This is a genomic window from Streptomyces inhibens (genome assembly GCF_022221585.1).
In the GTDB taxonomy this organism is placed as follows: Bacteria; Actinomycetota; Actinomycetes; order Streptomycetales; family Streptomycetaceae; genus Streptomyces; species Streptomyces inhibens.
Window position 1 is genome coordinate 7,475,531 of the sequence record NZ_CP084681.1, and the last position, 22,011, is coordinate 7,497,541.

Consider the following 22,011-nt stretch of genomic DNA (forward strand, 5'->3'; position numbering starts at 1 on the left):
CCAGCACATCTGTGCCAGCTACATCAAACGGTAGCTGGGTGCACTGACACCGACTTCCCGGTACCAACCCGCGAACGTCCGATAGTGACCCACTATTTGCTCCCTCCTTCAGCCGGCCGCCCAGCTGCTCACCGGTGCATCACCGATGCCCACCCGGTGTTCGGCAGGGCAACCGCCCTGCCCTTTCGGCTCCCCTTCCGCCTCTGGGCGCGGCCCCGCTCCGGCCGAAAATCGGCAGAAAGCCCATCACGAACGAACGGACCAACGGACCAACGGACCAACGGACCGAGGGGCCATCGGGTCCATGGGCCGACGTCCGCCAGAACGGAGCCAACGTGCACGCACACGAACGGCGGGTCACGGGCGAGGAACCGGCGTCACGCGCCCCGACCCGCGGACCCGAGCACACCCGCACCCCCGCCTCGGCCCTCTCCGACCGGCGACCGCACACGCTGCGCACCCTCCAACGGACAGCAGGCAATGCGGGGGTCGCCCGTGCGCTGGGTCCGGGACCGGGTCAGCAGAGCGTGCGGGACGTACAGCGGTACGTGGCGGGGGAGGCCGCCCTGGGCTTCGACAAGGTCTCCACGAACGGCCGCATCGCGGTCCGGGGCCGCTACGAGGCGTATGCCGAAGCCGACATGATCACGGCCGCCGCGCGCGTCCTCGACACCCAGGACCGGGTGGCGATCACCCTGGAACGCGGGGCGGCGGTGCAGGCAGGGGAGCGCACCCTGCACCGGGTGCTGCCCGTGTACAAGGATGAGGCCAGGGCCGCGGCCGCAGTGCGGGCCGCGGGCCGGGACCCCGCGGGAGCCGGTCACGAGCCGGTACGCGGGGACAGTGCGGCGCAGCGCGAGGACAAGCGTGCCGCCTACCAACGCTCGCTGGCCGAACCCCGGGAGGTCCAGCAGCTCATCGCCCTCACCCGCCGCATCGTGACGGCACGCCAGGCACGGGACGAGCCCTCGCGCGGCGTCGTCGCCGGGCTGCGGGCCGAGGCCATGACGCTGGCGATGGCCACGATGGGCGGAGGCTGGGTCGCCGGGCGGTTCCCGTACCCGGAACGCACCGGCCGGGACGGCCTGACGGACCTCGCCACCCTCATGCCGGGCCTGACCGCCGACGTCCTCTCCGGATTCCCCGCCGTCGAGTACCAGGAGAGCCGGGTGCACGAGCTGCTCATCACGCTCCCCAATGACTGCCAGGGGGCGGCGGCGCAGCTCATCGGCAGGCCGGCGGACGGTGGCCTCAGTGTGCGACGCGAGGCGCCCGCCGTGGGCGAGAACCACTTCATCGACCTGACCGGAGCGGCCGCGGACGGCTGGGCCAACCACTTCGCCGCCGTCGTCCTGCGGGACGGCGACGACACCCTGACGTACGAGACCGCCGCCGACCGCGCGAGCACACTGCAACACGGCAAGTCCCTCGGCTACTTCGCCCTGTACGGCCGGGCCGGGAGCGACCAGTCCTTCGACAGCGTCATCCGCGCCCAGAACCTCGACTACGCGGCGCGCGCGGCGGCTCCCGCGTGACCGAAGGGGCAGGGCTCTCTGCCCCCGGCGGGGCCCGTTCGTCTCTACAGCCGGGCCTGCCCGTCCGCCAGGGTCGAGAGTGAGGAACGGCAGGACTGACCAGCGGTGATCAGCACTGACCGGTAGCGGTCAGCAGTGGTGAAGGGGATGGGGGGGGACCGTCATGCGGGCTCAGGACCGGCAGCCGGGCTCCGGACGCGACCGCTCGGGGGCGGCGCCCGCCGCGCGTACGACGGCCTCGCCCGCACCCGAAGCGGCCCGCCGGACGGCGGCGACCGGGGAGGCAGGGCGCCTCACCCCGGAGGCAGCCGCCGCCCTTCAACGGACCGCGGGCAACACGGCGTTCTCGGCCGCCCTGGCCGACCAGGAGCAGCACCGGCACGGCGTGGGCTGCGGACACACCACACCCCCCGTCGTGCAGCACTCCCCTGTCCAAGACGTACTGCGCACGCCCGGCCGCCCGCTCGAGGACTCGGTACGGGCCGACATGGAATCCCGGCTCGGCGCCGACTTCTCCGGGGTACGCGTCCATACGGACGCCACGGCCCATGAATCGGCCGAGTCGGTCAACGCCCATGCATACACGTCCGGTTCGCACATCGTCTTTCAGCGCGGACGGTACGACGGCTCCTCGGCGGCCGGCCGCCACATGCTCGCCCATGAGCTGACCCACGTCATCCAGCAGCGCAACGGGCCGGTCGCGGGGACGGACCGGGGTGACGGGACGAGGGTGAGCGATCCGTCGGACCGGTTCGAGCGGGAGGCGGAGGCGACCGCGGCGCGGGTGCTCTCCGGTGCCGGCTCGCATGACGAGCTCGCACCGCATCCCGAGGCTCACGACCACTCCGGCGCCGGTCCCGCGGTGCAGCGGAGTTCCGGTCCTGCGCCGATGGAACTGGACGGCGCACCCGGTACCACGGACATGGACACGAACATGGACGTGGACGTGGACGTGGACGTGAACACCAGCTCACCGGAAAGGGTGGACAAGGCCAAGGTCGCGGAGATCAAGGAGTCGCTGCTGAAGAGCTTCGACGCAAAGGCGAACTCCCTGTCCGATCTGGGACGGCACCTGAGCGCGAAAGTCCACAGCGCACGTCGGGAGCTGCGCCCGCGCAAGCTCTCCGACACCGACTGGAACACCATTCGGGACCTCTACTTCGAAGACCCGGGGCCCCAGGAGGGTGACAGCTACAGATGGGCCGATGCCGACTGGTCGCAGGTCCGGGCCGAGGTGGAGGCCATTTATGAACACCTGAGCACCAAGCCCGGATTCGCCGACGGGGGCGGTCTGATGGTCAAGCGCAGCGACCGGCAGTGGCTCCTGCACAAGCCCGAACTCGGCCCCGGGCAACAGCAGGTGATCTCGGCGGAGTTGCGCACGGCAGGCCACTACGCCTCCCCGGAGGTCAAGCCGACTCCCGGCTCGGCCACACCCCGCGAGGTATCGCTGGCCGACGGCACGGAACTCAAAAAGGGAACGACATACGCCTTTGACTCGCCCGGCGGCACCAGTCACCGCGTCATCACCTACGCGAAGGACATGCCGGACATGGAAGAACTGGTGCTTCCGCCCTCCGTGATGGATCGCGAGAGCAAGCCCGCGCAGGGCTCGCTGGGCCGGTTCTCGGGGACGGAGAAGAGCGTCGGCCCCATTACGGTCAACAAAACCCTGCTCGATAAGTGGGGCGGCGGTGAACGGAGTGGCTGGAAACCCGATCAGAACGCGGCGATGAGCGGGACATCCGCCAAAAACGCTGCCCTTGCCAGTGGCATGAGTGAAGGCGGCACATGGCAGTGGCTGCACCTTCTGGCTTTCACATTCGGCGGACACGACGGAAAACAGCCCAATGCTCCCCACAACCTCGCCGCGGGACTGGCAGCCGCCAACGGCCATCACCTCGTCCTGGAAAACCTGGTCAAGAAGATGATTCTGGACGGCGGAATCGGCAAGGTGGTAATCAAGGCCAAGGCGCGTATGGTGCCGCACAGTTATCACGTCTGCTCTTCCATCGACTATGTCCTGGAATGGGAAAAGGACGGCAGAAGCCATGCTGACACCTTCCACATCGACGCCCTCAATCCGCAGAAGTCCATGGGTGGTCAGCTCGAACTGCTCTACAAGCTCTATGTGCTCCACCACCCGTGACCGGCCCGCGGCCCACCGCGCCAGGTGCCCCTCGGCGCACCTGGCGCAACGACACGCCCAGTACACCCGGCGCAGTGGACGCCTGGTAATACCCCGATCCACCTGAGGAGAGAAGACCGTGCCCACCTATCTGTCTCCCGGCGTCTACGTCGAGGAAGTCGCCAGCGGTTCACGCCCCATCGAAGGTGTCGGCACCTCCGTCGCGGCCTTTGTCGGCCTGGCACCCACCGGCCCACTCAACGAGCCGACGCTGGTGACGAACTGGTCCCAGTACGTAGCGGCTTTCGGGGAGTTCACGGACGGGTATTACCTGGCGCATTCCGTGTACGGGTTCTTCAATAACGGCGGGACGGCGGCATACGTGGTGCGTGTGGGCGGGGCCGCGGACGGCCCGCAGCCTTCCGTGCCCACGGAAGCGAAGCCCAGGGAGCTGACCACCGGGGAGCCGGTGTCGCTGGGGGCCTTCAAGGTCGCGGCGATCGCGGCCGGTTCCGCCATCGGCGGTGCGCTCACCGTCGAGGTGCAGGACGCCGAGGGTGAGGGCAGCGCCGACCGGTTCAAGCTGGTGGTCAAGGACGGCGACAAGGTCGTCGAGAGCTTTGACGTCAGCGCGAAGAAGAGCGCGCGGAACTATGTCGTCGCGCAGGTGAAGCAGCGGTCCAAGGCGATCGTCGTCGAAGAGACCGTCGCGGCCGCACAGTTGGCGAAGCCGGACGCCCAGAGCGTCACCCTCTCCCCGCCCGCCCCGGCCCCCGCCACCCCCGCCGCGAACGGCGCCGTCGAGCAGTTCAGCTCCGGCCAGTTCATCGGCGACTCCGCCGACCGCACGGGTTTCGGCGGCCTGGAGGCACTCGACGAGGTCAACATGGTCGCCGTACCGGACCTGATGGCCGCCTACCAGCAGGGCCTGATCGACCTGGAGCACGTCAAGGCCGTGCAGCTCGGGCTGGTCGCGCACTGCGAGCTGATGGGCGACCGGATGGCCGTCCTCGACCCGCCGCCCTCGCTGAACGCCCGTGACATCCGTAAGTGGCGCCAGGAGGTCGCCGGTTACGACTCCCGGTACGCCGCGCTCTACTACCCCTGGATCAAGGTCTTCGACCCGGCCTCCGGCCAGTCGCGCACCGTGCCGCCGTCCGGCCACATGGCCGGCGTATGGGCGCGTAACGACTCCGAGCGGGGTGTCCACAAGGCCCCGGCCAATGAAATCGTCCGTGGGGCGGTTGACTTGGAACTGCAGATCACCCGTGGCGAGCAGGACTTGCTCAACCCGGTCGGTGTGAACTGCATCCGGGCATTCCCCGGACGCGGGATCCGGGTGTGGGGCGCGCGAACCATGGCTTCCGATCCGGCGTGGCGCTACCTGAACGTCCGGCGCTACTTCAACTACCTGGAGGAGTCGATTCTCATCGGCACCCAGTGGGTGGTGTTCGAGCCGAACGACGAGGCACTGTGGGCCCGGATCCGACGCAATATCTCGGCGTTCCTGGTCAATGAGTGGCGCTCGGGAGCATTGTTCGGGCAGCGGCCCGAGGATGCGTTCTATGTGAAATGTGATGCGGAGACCAACCCCGTCGAGTCCGTCGACCTGGGACGGGTCGTATGCGAGATCGGCATCGCACCGGTCAAGCCCGCCGAGTTCGTGGTCTTCCGGCTGGCGCAGTTCTCGGGCGGTGGCGGGGAGCTGGAGGAGTAACAGCCTATCCGGGCCCGTCGCCCCGTCCCCTTTCTCTCGCCCGTCACCATTTTCTTCCCCCAACAGGAGTGAACCATCTTGTCCCTTCAGCCCGGTGATGCCCTCACCTCACATAATTTCGGCCTGCAGATCGACGGCGTGATGGTCGAATATTTGCAGGAGGTCAGTGGCCTGACCATGGAGCAGGACGTCATCGAATACCAGCAGGTCTCGGCGGACGGAAAGCCCGTCGTGAAGAAGATGCCCGGCACGAAGAAGGCCGGCGAATGCACGGTGACCCGCGGTATGACGCAGAGCGGTGCGTTCAGCGAGTGGATCAACAAGTCCATTGCGGGCGATATGGGTTCGGCCCGTAAGAACGCCACCATCATGATGATGGACTACCAGAACAGCCCGGTGAAGCGCTACAACATGCGCAATGCCTGGTGCAGCAAGGTGGAGACCAGCGGGGTCAAGGCGGGCGACGCTGCCGCGCTGACCGAGCAGGTCACCATCGTCTTCGAAGAGCTGGTCATCGAATAATGCGGCGCGACGGCCCGGCGGGGGCGCAACAGCAACGCGAGCCTTTGCGAACGGAGTTCGAGTTCGAGCTGCCGCGCGGATTCGTGGACGAGTCCGGGACCGTCCACCGCAATGGCGCCATGCGTTTGGCGACGGCACGGGACGAACTGATTCCGCTGCGGGATGTGCGCGTACGCGAGAACCCGGCCTATCTGTCGGTCGTGCTGCTCGGCCGGGTCATCACCCGGCTCGGCACGCTCGGGTCCGTGCACGACGGCACGGTGGAGAACATGTTCGCCTCCGACCTGGCCTTTCTGCAGGACTTCTACCGGCAGATCAACGCCGAGGGGCACACCCGTGCCGCCGTGGCCTGCCCGCACTGCGAGGAGTCCTTCGAGGTGGAGCTGGCCGGGAGTCGCCTGGGGGAATCGTGACGTACGCGGCCGATCGCATCGAGGAGGAAGTCGCCTATCTGGCCTACCACTTCCACTGGGGGATGGACGAGATCCTCGACCTCGAACACGCCGACCGGCGCGCGTACGTGTCGCAGAGCGCGGCCCTGGTGGAACGGGCCGAAGGGAAGCAGTGACTGGGGATGGGCTTGTTCAATTGGCGACGGGGGCCTCGGAGTGCGCGGGGCGCGCAGCGTGCGCAGGGGCCTGAGGGCGGGGCAGCTGTGGACGCCCGTGCCGGGAGCGAGGGGAGTGGCGGGGGTGGCGGCTGGTCAGCTGTGCCCCCCGTCCAGAGGATGCTGGGGGCGCCCCGCACCGTCTCGGAGGCCGGTTTCGCCTCGTCGCTGAGCGCGCATCGTGATCCCTCCTTCGGAGGTGACCTGGGGCATGACGTACGTGCCTCGGCACCCGGCGGGATGCTGCGCGGTGTCCTCACCTCCATTCCGGCAACCGGCGCGGGCACCCCGGCCCGCCTCGACCTGCCGGTGCTGCGACTGCCGGTCGCGGGGCGGGGCAGCGACGCGGCGGAGGGCGACGAGCGTGGTGGGGTTGGCGGGGTCGGCCAAGGGGCGGTAGGACCGGTCCCGGCCCGGCCGCCGGCCGTGCAGCGGGTGGCGTCCGCGCCCACGGCCGTGCGGCGGGTGTCGCGACGCCCCGCGCTGATGTCGGCGCCACGGGTGGCCGCCGTACCGCCGCGTCGGCTGATGCCGGTCGGCATGGCGCCAGTTGGCATGGCACCGGCAGGCGGGTCTCGGGCAGGCGTGACTCCGGGCGTGACGGCCGATGCCGCCCAGACGCCGGGCTTGGCCACGCCGGGCTTGCCCATGCCTGACCCGCCCATGCCGGGCTCTCCGAGGCCGGACTCCTCGGTGCCGGACTCCCCGGCGCCGGGCGTCGCGGAGTCGGCGGCCCCGGCCGATGCCCGGCCCACAGCTGTCCCGGGCCCGATTCCCCCGCCGGGACCCGGGACACCCGCCGCGACTCCCATGAACGCGGCGGCGACGCCGGCCCCCGTCCCCGTACGCCCCGACATCCCCGTGCGGGCAGTACAGCGACGGGCGGTCGTGCGCCGGGTACGGCGGCCCGCCCCGGAACCGGCGGCGGAGGCGAGCACGCCCCCGCCGAAGACGCCCGTGCACCCGCCTTTGCGGGCTGCCCCGGTGCCCCCGTCCAGTCCGCCGGTTACACCTGCTGCATCAGCTGCACCCGAGACTCCCGCGACGCCGAACGGTGCGCCCACGACTGCCCCCGGAGTTGCACCCGGGGCCGCTTCCGTCGCGCGCGGTCCTGGGCGCGGCCCGGATCCCGTAGCGGCCCCGCCGAGCAAGCCTCGCGGTGGATCTTCGTCTACGTCACCAGCCACGCCGACGGCACCCTCCACGCCCACGTCGGCCAGGCCCATGACGACGTCCACGTCCGCCCCCGCCGTCACGCCGAGCGGGTACGAGTCCCGAACGGACCACCCTCGAACGGACCACCCCGTGCAGCGGTCGACGCCGAACCAGCGGCCCGACAGGGGACTTGGGGCGCCGCTTCCCTCCTCCGACAGCCCCGGCGAACCGGAGGTCACCGCGTCGCGGACGGTGTCACGGACAGGCACAACGCCCCCGGGGAGCGTCACCACCCCCGCAGCCACCGCCCCGAGCGACTTCGGCAGTCGTCCGCTGCCCGTCACGCCGGAGGGAGACCGTCAGGTGACGCGGCGGACGGCCGGGGCCGACGTTCCCTTGCCCTCGGGCCCGGTGCGGGGGGCCGAAGGTGGCGCCGCGCCGACAGCGCGTGCCGGCCGGCGACGCCCGTTGATCGGCGCACCGTTCGTTCCTACTGAGCCGTTGGGAGGCACGGTGGCGCCGACGCCCGTCCAACGCGCGAGCGCGCCGCCGGTTCCACCGCTGCGCGACGATGCCCGCCCGCCCGGTCCTTCCGAAGCCAACGCTGCCCCCGAGCAGCCTGTGGCCATGCCCATGCCCATGCCCATGCCCGCGCCCGCGCCCACTCCTGTTCCGGTGCCCCCGAGCGGAGCCCCTTCGCCGGCCGTGCCCGTGCCCGTGCCCGTATCCGTACCCGCATCTGCGGACAACCCTGCCGTCCAACGGGTCGCGCCCGCCCCCAGCCGGTCGCCCCGCCGCCAAGGACAGCCGGATCCGGATCCGACAGCCACGGCCCGTCCCCACGCGCCTCGTCGCCCTACCGCGCTCCCGGCCGGTGAACCGCTCCGGTCCGTGAGGCCGCTCACCGGTACCCAGCCCCCGCTTGCCCCCCTTCAAGACTCTCCGCGTTCCACCGCACGGCCACCGGAAGCTGTCGGCCGGACCGCCGTCCAACGCGCCACGGCACGTACCGCACCACGACCCGAACCCATAAAGTCGGACACACCACCGCAGCAGGCGCCGACCGGCGCCGAGGCGCCGCGAACCTCCGTACCGACACGCGAAGCGGCGACCGGGAGCGGCGCCGCGCCTGCTGCCTCGGGCCCATCGCCGGACGTACGACGTGCCCCTCTCGCGACGGCTCGGGCACTGGCCGCGCGGGGGCCTGCCCACAGAAGTGCCGGGCACGCCGGGGCGGGCGGATATGGCGGATACGGCGCAGCACCGGGTCCGGGGCCGAGGCCGGGACCTGGGCCTCGGCCCACGCCCGTCGTGCCGTTGCGCGCGCCGAACACGAGCGCGCCCGTTCGAGCCGGGGGGCCTGCGCCGCAGCCGCCGGCTCACCGTCGAACGGTCCAGCGGACCTCGGCTGCCTCCCTGGCCCCTGCTCCGGCCCCGGTCCCCGACGGGCACCGGCGCATCGCCATGCCATCAGCGCCACCGGTCGTGCCCTTGGCCGGGCCCGCGTCCGTGGCCTCCCCATCTCCCACGCTCATCCCACCGGTGATGCGGCCGATCGTCCCGTCCCCCACGTCCCGGCTGCCCGTGCAACGCACCAGCGGCGCTCCGACACGCGCCCCAGCAGGCACCCCCACAGGCATCTCGGCGCACGCCCCGGCAAGCCCCTCGGCCCCGGCCCCGGCCCTGACATCCGTCCAGCGCACCGCACCCTCAGCCCGCCCCACCACCCCCCTGCCCCCCTCAACGCCTGCCACGTCCACCCCCACCCCATCGACCCGCCCCACCCCGACCCGGACATCCGCCCCCGCATCACCCCCCACTCCCGCCCCACCCCCCGCACTCCCGCCCCCGCCCCCGTCCCCACGATCCACCCCCGCCGAGCTCGACGAGCTCGCTCGGCGCCTCGTGGCGCCGCTGTCGCGGCTGCTGCGGGCGGAGTTGCGCAGTGACCGCGAACGCGTCGGCCGACTGCGGGACCGCGGCCGCTGACCGAACAGAGCTGTCCGAACACAGCTGACCGAACAGAGCTGACCGAACAGAGCAGCACCCACGCTCGCACCACCACCGCACCCCCAGCCCCTGAGACCCCAAGAGAGAACGGCCATGCCCGCGCCCCAGGACCCCGGATCCACCGTCTTCTTCAAGCTGTCCATCGACGGCCAGGACCTCGGCCTGTTCAACGGCTGTGACGGGCTGGCCTCCGAGGTGGAGGTCGAGCAGCGGCAGGAGGGTGGCAACAACGGATTCGTCTGGCAGTTGCCCACCCGCGTGACGTACTCCACGATCCGTCTCACCCGGCCCCTCACCGCCGACACCTCCCGTGTGGCGGCCTGGATTTCCTCCATCGCCACCGGTATCCGCAGGCCCACCGCCCAGATCGCCGCCCTGCGCGCAGACGGTTCGATCGTCGCGCAGTGGGGTCTGGTCGAGGTGCTGCCCGTGCGTTGGCAGGGGCCGAGCCTGGACCCGGCCAGCCCGGCCGTGGCGACCGAGACGCTGGAGATCGCGCACCACGGTTTCACCGACGCGGGAGGTGCCTGAGGTGGCCGCGCCGACCGGCGGGAAGGCGGGCGCGAGCCTCGTACGGGCCGCGCTCGCGATCCACCAGCCCCCCACCGACCTCGGCGGCTCCATCGGCGGCCGCATCGGTGAGGTGGAGTTCCAGTTCAACCCAACCCAGTTGCAGCTCGGGCGGGAGGCGGAGTGGCACACCCAGGCCGCGGTCGCCTATACGCGCGGCGCACCGCCGAAGTTCACCGGCACCCGGCCCGCCACGCTCCAGCTGGAGGTGTTCCTGGACGCCTCCGGCACCCCGAACGCCGGGAAGGTGCAAAAGCAGGTGGAACTCCTTCTTTCCTGCTGTGAGGTGACACCCCAGAGCGTCAACTCCAAGCGCCCTTCGCCGCCTTGGGTCCGCTTCTCCTGGGGGGCGTTCAACACCGTTCAGTTCGTCGCGTACGTGACGAGCGTCAGCGCCACGTACACCCTCTTCAACCCCACCGGGGAGCCGATCCGGGCCACCTGCGCCTTGTCCCTCACCGAGGTGGCCATGCCCACCAAGGGGCAGAACCCCACCTCCGGCGCGCTCTCCGCCCGCCGTATCCACCGCACGGTCGCGGGTGACTCGCTCGCCTCGCTGGCCTGGCGGGAGTACGGGGACGCGACCCGCTGGCGGCTGATCGCGGAGGCGAACGAGATCGACGATCCGATGCGGCTGCGGCCGGGCACCGAGCTGCTGCTGCCCGCCGCCGACGAAGGCCCGCCCGATGGCCGTCCCGAAGGCTCCTTCGAAGGCCGTCCCGCGCACAGCCCCTCCGGTCATCCCACAAACCAAGAGGCCAACCGATGAGCGAGAAGACGTACACCAGCGTCCTGCACGTCGAGATCGGCGGCGCGGTGCTGCCCGACCGGCTCGCGGCCCTCCTCACCGAGGGCTGGGTGGACGCCAGCGTCAACGTCCCTTCCGCCTTTCAGCTCACCTTCGCCGACCGCGGCTCCGACATCCTCCAGACCTTCCCGCAGATGAAGATCGGCGCGAAGGCGGTGCTGTCGCCCTTCACCGACGGGCAGCGCGGTACGCCCATGCTGACCGGCGAGATCACCGCTCTCGAAGTGGACGCGGACGCGAGCGGCAAGTCCCTGGTCGTCCGGGGCTACGACCCGGGGCACCGGCTGCTGCGCAACCGCCGGGTCGCGGGCTACCCCAACATGACCGCGAGCGACATCGTGCGCCGCCTCGCCGGCCTCAACAAGCTCTCCATCGGCACGGTGGAGGCCACCCCCACCGTCTACGAGCTTGCCACTCAGCCCAATATCACCGACTGGGACTTCCTGCTCCGCCTGGCCCAGGAGAACGACGTCCATCTCTCCTTCGACCCGCAGGGCAGGCTGCGGTTCGGCAAGCTCGCCCCCGCCTCCTCCGCGCCCGCGGACACCACCCCGGCCGCACAGAGCCCGTACGTCCTGGAGTTCGGCCACAACGCGCTGCACAGCCGGATCGCCGTCACCGCCGCCGGGCAGGTCGCCAAGGCGGGCGCGCGCGGCTGGAACATGCGCGCCAAGCGCGCCCTGTCCGCCGAGTCCCCGGCCACGGCGAGCAAGGACATCGTCGCCGATATCGCGCCCGGAGCGCTCAGCAAGCCCTTCGGGGCCTCCGAACTGACCGCCACGGACACCCCGTTCACCACCCAGGCCCAGGTCACCCATGCCGCCCGCGCCCTCGCCGACGATGTGGCGGGCTCCTTCGCGGAGCTGGAGGTGGCGGTCACCGGGAATCCGCAGCTGACCCCGGGCCGGCCGGTCGCGCTCAAGGGCGCCGGCTTCCCCTTCGAGGGGAAGTACACCGCGACCGGCGTACGCCATGTCTTCGAGTCCGGACGGCAGTTCACCACCTGGCTGACCGTCTCGGGACGGCAGTTCCGGTCGCTGTACGGGCTCGCGTCCGGCGGCGTGGACGCGACGCCGCCGATGCCGGGCGTGGCCATGGCGCTGGTCAGCAACGCCAAGGACCCGCTGAAGCTGGGCCGGGTCAGGCTGCGTTTCCCCTGGCTGTCGGACACCTACGAGAGCGACTGGTGCCGGGTCGCGCAGTTGGGCGGCGTACGGGGCGGCGGACTGATCCTTCCGGAGGTCGGCGACGAGGTGCTGTGCGCCTTCGACCGGGGTTCGCTGGAGCATCCGTACGTACTGGCCGGGCTCTACAACGGCATCGACAAGCCGACCCCCGACCCGGACGGGCTGCCCGCGGTGGATCCGACCAGCGGCCGGGTCAACTGGCGCTCCCTTGCCTCGCGCAGCGGCCACACCGTCGAGCTCGTCGACGCCAAGTCCCGGATGAAGAGCGGCATCAGGCTGCAGACCGGCAACGGCAAGCTCACCGTCCACATGGACGAGACGCGCACCCAGGTCACCATCCGCAGCGACGGCTCCGTCTCCATCACCGGGACCCGGAACGTGAGCATCAAGGCGGGCGGCAACCTGTCGCTGACCGCGGGCGGCTCGCTGACGATGAGCGCCGGCGGGGCGGTCGACATCAAGGCGGGCGCGAAGTTCGGCGTCATGGCGGGCGCCGTTGCGGACATCAACGCGACCGGCGCCATCAGCCTCAAGTCGGCCGGCGCGGTGGCCGTCAACGCGGTCGGCGCGGTAGCCGTCAGCGCGGTCGGCGCGATAGCCGTCAACGCGGGCGCCGCGGCAGCCATCAGCTCGCCGGCCACGGTCATGCTGAACGCACCGGCCGTCCTGCGCAACGGCATTCCTTTCTAGGGGCTTGAGGAAGTTGAGGGACATGCATCTCAAGGGGGTCACCGGACATGAGTGAACAGTTCGTCGGCGCGGGCTGGACCTTTCCGCTGCGTACGGACGCGGGCGGCGGTATCGCACTGGCCCGCCGTGAGCGTGAGGTCGAGGAGTCGATCCGGCTCGTTCTCGCCACCGCGCCCGGAGAACGGCCGATGCGGCCCGAATTCGGCTGCGCTGTCCACGACATGGTCTTCGCTCCGGTCAACGAGGCGACGGCCGGCCGCATCCGTTACGAGGTGCGGTCCTCGCTCGACCGCTGGGAGCCGCGCATCGAGGTCCAGGACGTCGAGGTGAGCCCGGCGCCCGACGACCCGTCCGTGCTGTTCATCGATGTGCGCTACAGCGTGCGCGGCACCAACAACCCGCGCAGCCTCGTCTTCCCCTTCTACGTGATCCCGTCCACGGAATCACCGTCCACCGAAAGCGAAGCCTGATGGCCCTGCCCGCACCCCACCTCGACGACCGCCGCTTCCAGCAGTTCGTCGACGACGCCAAGCGCTATGTCCAGCAGCGCTGCCCCGAGTGGACCGACCACAATGTCTCGGACCCGGGCGTGACCCTCATCGAGGCCGTCGCCCACATGGCCGACCAGATCGTCTACCGCCTCAACCGGGTGCCGGAGAAGAACCATCTGGCCTTCCTCGACCTGCTCGGCGTCACCCTCTTCCCGCCCTCCGCCGCCCGCGCCGATGTCACCTTCTGGCTCTCCGCCCCGCAGCCCGAGCCCGTGGTGCTGCCCGCCGGGACGGAGGTGGCCACCGGCCGTACCGAGACCGAGGAGGCGGTGTCCTTCGCCACCGAGGACGATCTGACCGTCGTGCCCTGCGAACTGGCCGCCGTGCTGCGGCAGGAGGCCGGGACCACTCCCGAGGACTGCGGTCAGGACATCTTCGGCGGCCGGGATGTCGCCGTCTTCGCGGCCGCCCCGCAGCCGGGCGACACCCTGCTGTTCGGGCTGTCGGCGGCGGTGCCGCGGTGCGCGGCCGTACTGCGGCTGGACAGCCGGGTGGACGGGGTCGGCGTCGACCCGCGTCAGCCGCCGCTGTGTTGGGAGGCATGGACCGCCGACGGGTGGACGGAGTGCGACACGGAGGAGGACTCCACCGGCGGCCTCAACCGGCCCGGTGAGGTCGTGCTGCACATCCCTGCCGGGCACCTCGTCTCGCGCGTCGGCCGGATCGACGCCGCCTGGCTGCGCTGCCGGGTCGTCGAGGCCGCACCCGGCCAGCCCTTCTACAGCGCTTCGCCGACGGTACGGTCCGCCTCCGCGTTCACCATCGGGGGCACGACCAGGGTCGCGCATGCCGAGGTGGTACGGGACGAGCCGCTCGGCGAGTCCGCGGGCGTGCCCGCCCAGCGGCTGCGCCTGGCGCAGGCACCCGTCGTCGCGGACCGTCCGCCGCTGCGGCTGGAGGTCTCCAACGGGGACGGCTGGCAGGCGTGGGAGGTCGTCACCGACTTCGCCGCCTCGGGCCCGCACGACCGGCATCTCACCCTCAACGCGGCCACCGGCGAAGTCGCCTTCGGCCCCTCGGTACGCCAACCCGGCGGTGAAATACGGCAGTTCGGGGCCGTACCGCCCAAGGGTGCGGTCATCCGGGCGGCGTACTACCGCACCGGCGGCGGGCGCTCCGGAAATGTGGCGCGCGGCGCGATCCAGGTGCTGCGCAGCTCCATCCCGTATGTGGCGCGGGTGGAGAACAGGGAGGCGGCGCGCGGCGGGGTCGACGGCGAGACGGTGCAGGAGGCGAAGGTGCGTGCGCCGATCGCGCTGCGCGCCCAGGAACGGGCCGTGACCGCCCGCGACTACGAGGAGCTGGCGCGGCGCGCGGCCCCCGAGGCGGCTCGTATCGCCTGCCTCGCGGTCGATCCCGCCGAGCCCGCCGCGAGCGCCGGCACCGGCGGGATGGGCCAGGCCGGCGCGGCAGGCCGGACCGGTGAGAACGCCGTCCGTGTCCTGGTCGTCCCTCAGGGCGTCCCCGACCGCGGCGGGCGCCTGCGCTTCGAGCAGCTGGTGCCCGGCGAGGAACTCCTCGGCCGGATCACGCGGTTCCTGGACGAGCGCCGCCCCCTGGGTACCCGCCTCGCGGTCGGCCCGCCCTTCTACCAGGGCGTCACGGTCGTCGCGACGCTGCACTCCTTCCGGGCGGCGCGGGCCGAGCGGGTACGGGCCGAGGCCCTGGACGCGCTGTACGCCTACCTCGACCCGCTGACCGGGGGCGCGCACGGGGAGGGCTGGCCGTTCGGCCGCCCGCTGCGCTCTGGTGAGATCTTCGCGGCCCTGCAGCGCGTACCCGGCGTGGAACTCGTCGACGAGGTCCTGCTGCACCCCGCCGACCCGCTCAGCGGCCGCCGCGGCGACGCCACCGACCGCATCGACCTCGCCCCGTCCGCCCTGTTGTTCCCGTTCGACCACCGCGTCCGTGTGATCGAGGCACGGTGAGGGGCACACCCGCGGGGATGGTGTCCCCGCACCCCTTGGGCGCGGCGCTCCCCGCCGTTTACGCCGACGACGACTTCACCCAGCGCTTCGTGGAGGGCCTCGATATCGTCCTCGCCCCTCTCTTCAACGTGCTCGACTGCCTGGAGAGTTACTTCACGCCCGCCCTCGCGCCGGAGGACTTCGTCGACTGGCTGACCACCTGGGTCGGTACCGAACTCGACGGTACGGAACCGCTGGCCACCCGCCGCCGCGCGGTGGCCACGGCCGTCTCTCTGCACCGCGTCCGCGGCACCCGGCAAGGCCTGTCCGAGGCGGTCCATCTGGCCTTCGGCGCACGCCCGGAGATCACCGAGAGCGGCGGCGCGACCTGGTCCACACGCCCCCTCGGCCCGTTCCCCGGCTCCCCACGCCCCGGCCTGCGGGTGACCCTGCGGGTCCACGACCCCGCCGCCGACCCGCACCGTCTGCATGCCGTCGTCGCGGCGGCCCGTCCCGCGCACCTCCCCTTCACGGTCGAGGTGACCTCACCACTCGCCCCTGAAGTCGTCCCCGAAGCCACGCCTGAAGCCACCTCCGAAGGAACCTGACCCATGGCAACCGATAACACCACCTGCCCGGACTGCGGCGCTCCGGCTCCCCAGAGGGGGCAGTCGTTCTGCGACTCCTGCGGGGCTTTTCTGCGCTGGGAACGGCCTGCGGCGTCGACGTCCTCGCCGCCTGCGTCCTCGCCGTCGGTGCCGTCGCCCGGGACTCCGCAGCCCGCGTCCCCGCCGGACGCGGCGCGTACGCACCCTGTGGCGAGCGGTCCGGACGGCACTCACGGCCGCCCGGGCGATCCGGCCGCGCCTCGCCCCACTACCGGGGGCGCCACCGACGCGGCCGCCGTCCCGCATCAGGGCAGCGGCGAGGACCCGACCACCCCGCTCCCGGCAGCCGCCGCCGACGACAGGGGAGCGGGCCTGTCCCGGCCCGCCCCGAACAGCCCGGAGCACCCGCAGAGCCCGGACCACCCGCACGGCCAGGGCGCCCCGACGCATCGTCCGGCCGCCGGGGGGAACGTCTCCGACACCGGCATCCGCGCCCTCCTGGTCCCCGTGCCGGATGCCTCGCCCACGGCGCCTCCGGAGGCACCCGGCAGTGTGCTGCCCGGTCGGCCCGATGCGGGCCGGCCCCGGGTCCGTACCCCGCAGGCGGCCCCCGCGCCCGAGAACGGAACGCCCTGCCCGAGCTGTGCCACGCCCAACGCGCCGCGTCGTCACTTCTGCCGCAGCTGTGCCACCCCCCTCACCGACACCGCCCGCCCGGAAGCCGAAGGCCCGTACGCCGGACAGCGCCCGGGGCTGCGCCGCGACCGCACTCGGTGGATCACCCGTGCCGTGGTGGCGGCCGTGATCGCCGCCGTCGTGGTAGGAGGCATCATCGGGGGGCCGCCGGCCGCGCGGGCCGTCCAGGACCACTTCGCCAAGCGCGTCCCGGTGCCCGCCGCCAAGTGGAAGGCATCGCACTCCGGGCCCCGCAACGGTCCCAAGCTCGCCTTCGACAACTACTCCAACACCTGGTGGGGGACGGGCTATTCGGGCGCCTCTGACGGCCAGTACCTGGAGGCCGGATTCGGCCAGCCCACCGATCTGCTGAACGTGCTGATCACGCCCGGCGCCTCCGCGCGCACCCCGCAGGCCACCGACCCGGCCCGCCCGCACGAGTTCGACCTGATCGTGACGGACTCCGCGGGCACGCGGCAGATCTCGCACCACCGGATCAACGACGGCGGGGTGCAGAAGATCGATGTGCGCGTACGGGACGCGATGACCGTACGGCTGGTGCTGCACTCCGCGTACGGCGCCACGGATGCCAAGCAAGTGGCCATCGCCGGGCTGGAGTTCTTCGGCCGGTCGGCGGGATAGCGGCGGCCGTACGGCCGCCGGCCCCGGAGAGTGACCCGTAGGAGCCCCCGCTCAGGCGCAAAGCCGCAGAGAACACCACAGGTGCCACCGCCCCCCTCACGGCCCGCATTCCAGCAGGCCGGACGGGGTGCGGCGGCACCTGCCGTCAGATGTCCCGGAAGATCTCGATCTGTGCGCCGATCGAGTTGAGGCGTTCCGCCAGGTCCTCGTAACCGCGGTTGATGACATAGACGTTGCGCAGGACGGAGGTGCCCTCGGCGGCCATCATGGCCAGGAGGATGACGACGGCCGGGCGGAGGGCCGGGGGGCACATCATTTCTGCGGAGCGCCAGCGGGTCGTGCCGTCGATCAGTACGCGGTGCGGGTCGAGCAGTTTGACCTGGGCGCCGAGGCGGTTCAGGTCCGTCAGGTAGATCGCGCGGTTGTCGTAGACCCAGTCGTGGATGAGGGTCTGGCCCTGGGCGCTGGCCGCGATGGCCGCGAAGAAGGGGACGTTGTCGATGTTGAGGCCCGGGAAGGGCATCGGGTGGATCTTGTCCAGGGGGGCCTGGAGTTTGGAGGGGCGGACGGTCAGGTCGATGAGCCGGGTGCGGCCGTTGTCGGCGGCGTACTCCGTGCTGCGCTCGTGGTCGAGGCCCATTTCCTCGAGGACGGCCAGTTCGATCTCCAGGAACTCGACCGGTACCCGGCGGATGGTCAGCTCCGATTCGGTGACAACTGCCGCCGCCAGCAGGCTCATTGCCTCGACCGGATCCTCGGACGGTGCGAAGTCCACATCGCGTTCGATGTGCGCGGCGCCGTGGACGGTGAGCGTGGTGGTGCCGATGCCGTCCACCCGGACGCCCAGCTCCTCCAGGAAGAAGCAGAGGTCCTGGACCATGTAGTTGGAGGAGGCGTTACGGATGACCGTGACGCCGTCGTGCCGGGCGGCGGCCAGCAGCGCGTTCTCGGTGACGGTGTCACCGCGTTCGGTCAGGACGATCGCGCGCTTGGGGGCGACGCTGCGGTCGACCTCGGCGATGTAGGTGCCGTCGGTCGCGGTGATCTCCAGACCGAAGTGGCGCAGCGCCGTCATGTGCGGGGTCACGGTCCGGGTGCCGAGGTCGCAACCGCCCGCGTACGGCAGCTTGAAGTGGTCCATCCGGTGCAGCAGCGGGCCGAGGAACATGATGACGCTGCGGGTGCGGCGGGCCGCCTCGGTGTCCATCGAGTCGAGGTCGAGCTCCGCGGGCGGGATGATCTCCAGGTCGTTGCCGTCGTTGATCCACCGGGTGCGTACGCCGATGCTGCCCAGCACTTCGAGGATGCGATAGACCTCCTCAATGCGTGCGACTCGGCGCAGAGTTGTGCGTCCCGCGTTCAGGAGAGTGGCGCAAAGCAGCGCGACGCAGGCGTTCTTACTCGTCTTCACATCGATGCTGCCGGACAGCCGGCGACCGCCGACCACCCGTAGATGCATCGGCCCGGCGTAGCCGAGCGAGACGATTTCGCTGTCGAGCGCCTCGCCGATACGGGCGATCATCTCAAGGCTGATGTTCTGATTCCCGCGTTCGATGCGGTTGACCGCACTCTGGCTGGTGCCGAGAGCCTCGGCGAGCTGCGTCTGTGTCCAGCCACGGTGCTGCCGTGCGTCACGGATGAGCCTGCCGATGCGTACGAGGTAGTCGTCTGCCATGGGGCGACCGTATCTCAGATATGAGATGGATGCGCAATTGCCGGCGGTTGAGTTGTTCTACTATTATGCGAACAACTGAGAGGTTGTCATGAAGAGTGCACTGCGTTCCGCCCCACCCTCAATCGGCCCCCTGCGGACCTGGATTGCCGCGTTACCGTTCGTCGCGGTGATCGCGGCCCTCGCCGCCGTCTACACCTCCGTCTCCGGCCGGCTTCCCGAGCCGCTCGCCACCCACTTCGACGCCGACGGCCAGGCCAACGGCTTCTCCTCCACCCATGGCTTTCTGACGGGGGGTCTTGCCCTGCTCCTCGTCGTCGGCACCGGCTTCGGCCTGCCCGTCCAGCTGCGGGTGCCCGCCACCGGTGCGCACTGGCTGATCGCCGGCGGATACGCCACCGCTGCCGGGCTCGGCTACCTCGACTGCCTCACGCTGCTCACCAACGCCGACGTCACCGATGCCTCGGCCGTCCGGCTGCCGTTGTGGCAGGTGGCGGTGGCGCTCGCCGTGGCCCTGGTCGCCGGTGCGCTGGGACGGCTGCTGGCCGGTCCCGCGCTCCGGCCGCAGCATCCGGCATTCGGCGATGCACCCCGGCTCGATCTGCCGGCCGGCATGTCGGCCGGCTGGTCGCGGACCATCAGCTCACCCCCGCTGGTCGCGCTGGGCGTCCTGCTGCTCGGCGCCGGGCTCGTCGTCGGCATCCTCACCGACTGGCTGACCAGCGCAAGCCTGCTCCTCGGCGGCGCCGTGGTCGTCGCCGTCAGCTCGGTACGGGTGACGGTCGACCGACGCGGGCTGTCCGTCGCGCCGACGCTGCTGCCCTACCGCATCCGCTTCCGGCACATCCCCCTCGACCGTGTGGCCGAGGCCGGCAGCCGGCAGATCGCCGCCCTGGCCGAGTTCGGCGGCTGGGGCTACCGCGTCCGGGCCGGCCGCAGCGGCCTCGTACTGCGCTCGGGTGAGGGGATCGTGCTGCGGCTGACCAACGGCAGGGAGTTCGTGGTGACGGTCGACGACGCGGCGACGGCCGCCGCGCTGCTCAATACGTACGCGGACCGCGCGCGTTCGAGGCAAGGAGGCTGACGTGCTCTTCCGGGTCGATCCCGGCTCGTCCGTCCCGCTCGGCGACCAGATCGCGGCCTCGGTCCGCGGCGCCATCGCCGACGGTTCGGTACACACCGGGGAGCGGCTGCCGGCCGCCCGCGAACTCGCCGCGTCCCTCGGGGTGAATGTGCACACCGTGCTGCGTGGCTATCAGCGCCTCAAGGAGGAGGGGCTGATCGAACTCCGCCGCGGCCGCGGCGCGGTGGTCATCGGCGCCGCCTCCCCCGCCCGCGCCCGTCTCGGCGAGACCGCCGAGCGGCTGATCGCCGAGGCCCGCAACCTGGGACTCTCCGACGAGGAGATCGTGACGGTGGTGCGGGTGGGGCTGGCGGGAAGGTGAGTGCCCCAAGTGTGACTGAGCGCTTCAGTGGCGGGGGTCGCCATCTGAAGCGCTCAATCTGTCGGGGTCGCACCTGGGGACGTCGGGTCTGCCTCAGTCGAGCCCGGCCAGTTCGGCGATCGTCCCGCCGAGCACCCGGTCGCGTACCTCGCCCGGGCTGGTGACCCGCTCCACCATCGCCCGGGCCAGGACCGGGTCGCCGTACGGGGCGTCCGAGCCGAACAGGGTCCGGTCCGGGATCTCCTTGATGGCCAGCCGGACCGCGAAGACGATGTTGGCCGTGGACAGCTCCAGGTACATGTTCGGGGTGTCCCGGACCAGCTCGACGGCCTGCATCCAGTTAAGGCCACCGAGCTGGCTGACCACGAGCGGAACCGATGGGTACCGGCCGGCGAGCGCCGCCGGCGTCCTCAGATCGTCCGGCGTGGTCGGGGCGAATCCGTGCACGACCACGGGCAGCCGACCGTGATCGGCCGCCGCCTGGAGCACCGGTTCGATCATCCCTGCCCGTCCCGGCGGCGGTGTCAGCTCGCCGATCCCGTGCAGCCCACGCCCGACGACCTCGCGTTCCACCGTCGCGGCGATCTGTTCCGGGTCCAGGTCCAGCGGTACGGACAGGAAGCCGATGAACCGTTCCGGCCGTGCGGCGAGTGCGGCGTCCAATTCCCGCCACGCGCCGCGATACCCCTCGGCCGTGCCGGCCCGACCCCCGATGGCCTCGTCCAGGATCGCCATCTCCCGGCGCAGCGAGGTAAGGTCACCGGCCCGCTCCGGGTGTGGGCGGGTGGCGAACAGCACGGCGCGGTCCACCCCGGCCTCGTCCAGTAGCCCCACATGTGCCTCGACGGGGTCGTGGACGTGGCTGTGTGCATCGATGATCAATGATTCACTCCCTCCTTGACGATCGGCCCGGAATGCGGCCGACCGGTGCACTGTTGCTCCCTGACACCGTGGGAAGGTCAAGCTGGAGGGAGTCGGTCGGTGCTGATGGGGGAGCTGTCGCGTCGCGCCGGAGTCAGCGAGCGCCTGCTGCGCTACTACGAGCGGATGGAGCTGATCCACTCGGAGCGCCGCGCGAACGGCTATCGCGAGTACGACGACCAGACGGTGGAGACGGTGCGGCGCATCCGCGCCCTGCTGGCCGCCGGCCTGCCCACCCGCGTCATCCACCAGGTTCTGCCCTGCACCTTTGACGAGGCGACGCTGCGCCCCTGTCCCGGCGTTCTCACCAGCCTCCGCGACCGGCTGAACGTCCTCGACCAGCGTGCCGCCGACCTGGAGACCGCGCGCCTCCTTCTGCGCCGGACGATCGCCGCCACCGAGAACGCGGCAAACTGAGACCGGATGTCGGGCGCCCGAGTCCCGGGCATCGCTAAGTTCTCGCAGGTGAGAACCGTGGTCACCCTCTCGTCCGCCGGTTGAAGGACTCAGGCCCGCCAAGTCGGACGCTCATCCGCCGCCTGAAGGACTCAGGCCCGCCAAGTCGGACGCTCATCCGCCGCCTGAAGGACTCAGGCCCGCCAAGTCGGACGCTCATCCGCCGCCTGAAGGACTCAGGCCCGCCAAGTCGGACGCTCATCCG

18 protein-coding genes are annotated in these 22,011 nt (G+C 71.3%); 16 read left to right on the forward strand and 2 right to left on the reverse strand.

Annotated features, from left to right (window positions below):
• The first annotated feature begins 335 nt into the window (after nt 1-335).
• From KI385_RS33630 to KI385_RS33690, 13 genes are all read left to right on the forward strand, one after another.
• The gene (locus KI385_RS33630) at nt 336-1,535 is read left to right on the forward strand and encodes a hypothetical protein (protein WP_238575825.1); all 1,200 of its coding nucleotides are present in this window, start codon (nt 336-338) and stop codon (nt 1,533-1,535) included.
• Nucleotides 1,536-1,698: 163 nt separating this feature from the next.
• Entirely contained in the window at nt 1,699-3,684 is a 1,986-nt protein-coding gene (locus KI385_RS33635; protein ID WP_238575826.1) for an eCIS core domain-containing protein, read from the forward strand.
• A gap of 118 nt (nt 3,685-3,802) precedes the next feature.
• The gene (locus KI385_RS33640; protein ID WP_238575827.1) at nt 3,803-5,380 is read left to right on the forward strand and encodes a phage tail sheath family protein; all 1,578 of its coding nucleotides are present in this window, start codon (nt 3,803-3,805) and stop codon (nt 5,378-5,380) included.
• A 78-nt stretch (nt 5,381-5,458) separates the two neighbouring features.
• A complete protein-coding gene (locus KI385_RS33645; protein WP_238575828.1) occupies nt 5,459-5,902 on the forward strand; it encodes a phage tail protein in 444 nt (147 codons plus the stop codon).
• Nucleotides 5,902-6,315, forward strand: a complete 414-nt coding sequence (locus KI385_RS33650; protein ID WP_238575829.1) for a hypothetical protein — start codon at nt 5,902-5,904, stop codon at nt 6,313-6,315. The genes KI385_RS33645 and KI385_RS33650 overlap by 1 nt, the downstream gene beginning before the upstream one ends.
• The gene (locus KI385_RS33655) at nt 6,312-6,470 is read left to right on the forward strand and encodes a DUF6760 family protein (RefSeq protein ID WP_238575830.1); all 159 of its coding nucleotides are present in this window, start codon (nt 6,312-6,314) and stop codon (nt 6,468-6,470) included. The genes KI385_RS33650 and KI385_RS33655 overlap by 4 nt, the downstream gene beginning before the upstream one ends.
• 3,297 nt (nt 6,471-9,767) lie before the next feature.
• A complete protein-coding gene (locus KI385_RS33660; RefSeq protein WP_238575831.1) occupies nt 9,768-10,205 on the forward strand; it encodes a phage tail protein in 438 nt (145 codons plus the stop codon).
• Between the two features lies 1 nt (nt 10,206).
• Entirely contained in the window at nt 10,207-11,013 is an 807-nt protein-coding gene (locus KI385_RS33665; protein ID WP_238575832.1) for a CIS tube protein, read from the forward strand.
• Complete coding sequence (locus KI385_RS33670; protein WP_238575833.1) at nt 11,010-12,929, forward strand: VgrG-related protein; 1,920 nt, start codon at nt 11,010-11,012, stop codon at nt 12,927-12,929. The genes KI385_RS33665 and KI385_RS33670 overlap by 4 nt, the downstream gene beginning before the upstream one ends.
• 47 nt (nt 12,930-12,976) lie before the next feature.
• Entirely contained in the window at nt 12,977-13,399 is a 423-nt protein-coding gene (locus tag KI385_RS33675) for a GPW/gp25 family protein (RefSeq protein WP_238575834.1), read from the forward strand.
• A complete protein-coding gene (locus KI385_RS33680) occupies nt 13,399-15,408 on the forward strand; it encodes a putative baseplate assembly protein (RefSeq protein WP_238575835.1) in 2,010 nt (669 codons plus the stop codon). The genes KI385_RS33675 and KI385_RS33680 overlap by 1 nt, the downstream gene beginning before the upstream one ends.
• Before the next feature lie 17 nt (nt 15,409-15,425).
• Entirely contained in the window at nt 15,426-15,995 is a 570-nt protein-coding gene (locus tag KI385_RS33685) for a phage tail protein (RefSeq protein ID WP_238577965.1), read from the forward strand.
• Between the two features lie 3 nt (nt 15,996-15,998).
• Entirely contained in the window at nt 15,999-17,312 is a 1,314-nt protein-coding gene (locus KI385_RS33690) for an NADase-type glycan-binding domain-containing protein (protein ID WP_238575836.1), read from the forward strand.
• A 145-nt stretch (nt 17,313-17,457) separates the two neighbouring features.
• Here the strand turns inward: KI385_RS33690 and KI385_RS33695 are convergent, their stop codons facing one another.
• Nucleotides 17,458-18,987, reverse strand: a complete 1,530-nt coding sequence (locus tag KI385_RS33695; RefSeq protein WP_238575837.1) for a helix-turn-helix domain-containing protein — start codon at nt 18,985-18,987, stop codon at nt 17,458-17,460.
• A 166-nt stretch (nt 18,988-19,153) separates the two neighbouring features.
• On the opposite strand from KI385_RS33695, the gene KI385_RS33700 reads away from it, so the two are divergent.
• Both KI385_RS33700 and KI385_RS33705 read left to right on the forward strand, forming a co-directional pair.
• Complete coding sequence (locus KI385_RS33700) at nt 19,154-20,068, forward strand: DUF1648 domain-containing protein (protein WP_238575838.1); 915 nt, start codon at nt 19,154-19,156, stop codon at nt 20,066-20,068.
• 1 nt (nt 20,069) lies between these two features.
• A complete protein-coding gene (locus tag KI385_RS33705) occupies nt 20,070-20,429 on the forward strand; it encodes a GntR family transcriptional regulator (RefSeq protein ID WP_238575839.1) in 360 nt (119 codons plus the stop codon).
• Between the two features lie 93 nt (nt 20,430-20,522).
• On the opposite strand, the gene KI385_RS33710 is transcribed toward KI385_RS33705, so the two are convergent.
• On the reverse strand, nt 20,523-21,311 hold the full coding sequence (locus KI385_RS33710) for an amidohydrolase family protein (protein WP_238575840.1): 789 nt from the start codon (nt 21,309-21,311) through the stop codon (nt 20,523-20,525).
• Nucleotides 21,312-21,416: 105 nt separating this feature from the next.
• Here KI385_RS33710 and KI385_RS33715 point away from each other — a divergent pair, with 105 nt between their 5' ends.
• Entirely contained in the window at nt 21,417-21,767 is a 351-nt protein-coding gene (locus tag KI385_RS33715; protein ID WP_425357112.1) for a MerR family transcriptional regulator, read from the forward strand.
• The last annotated feature ends 244 nt before the right edge of the window (nt 21,768-22,011 follow it).

What these genes read in the sequence shown, in the direction of transcription:
- KI385_RS33650 (WP_238575829.1), top strand. Translation starts at nt 5,902, where the DNA reads ATGCGGCGCGACGGCCCGGCGGGGGCGCAACAGCAACGCGAGCCTTTG.
- KI385_RS33685 (WP_238577965.1), top strand. Translation starts at nt 15,426, where the DNA reads ATGGTGTCCCCGCACCCCTTGGGCGCGGCGCTCCCCGCCGTTTACGCC.
- KI385_RS33670 (WP_238575833.1), top strand. Translation starts at nt 11,010, where the DNA reads ATGAGCGAGAAGACGTACACCAGCGTCCTGCACGTCGAGATCGGCGGC.
- KI385_RS33660 (WP_238575831.1), top strand. Translation starts at nt 9,768, where the DNA reads ATGCCCGCGCCCCAGGACCCCGGATCCACCGTCTTCTTCAAGCTGTCC.
- KI385_RS33715 (WP_425357112.1), top strand. Translation starts at nt 21,417, where the DNA reads ATGGGGGAGCTGTCGCGTCGCGCCGGAGTCAGCGAGCGCCTGCTGCGC.
- KI385_RS33675 (WP_238575834.1), top strand. Translation starts at nt 12,977, where the DNA reads ATGAGTGAACAGTTCGTCGGCGCGGGCTGGACCTTTCCGCTGCGTACG.
- KI385_RS33695 (WP_238575837.1), bottom strand. Translation starts at nt 18,987, where the DNA reads ATGGCAGACGACTACCTCGTACGCATCGGCAGGCTCATCCGTGACGCA.
- KI385_RS33690 (WP_238575836.1), top strand. Translation starts at nt 15,999, where the DNA reads ATGGCAACCGATAACACCACCTGCCCGGACTGCGGCGCTCCGGCTCCC.
- KI385_RS33635 (WP_238575826.1), top strand. Translation starts at nt 1,699, where the DNA reads ATGCGGGCTCAGGACCGGCAGCCGGGCTCCGGACGCGACCGCTCGGGG.
- KI385_RS33680 (WP_238575835.1), top strand. Translation starts at nt 13,399, where the DNA reads ATGGCCCTGCCCGCACCCCACCTCGACGACCGCCGCTTCCAGCAGTTC.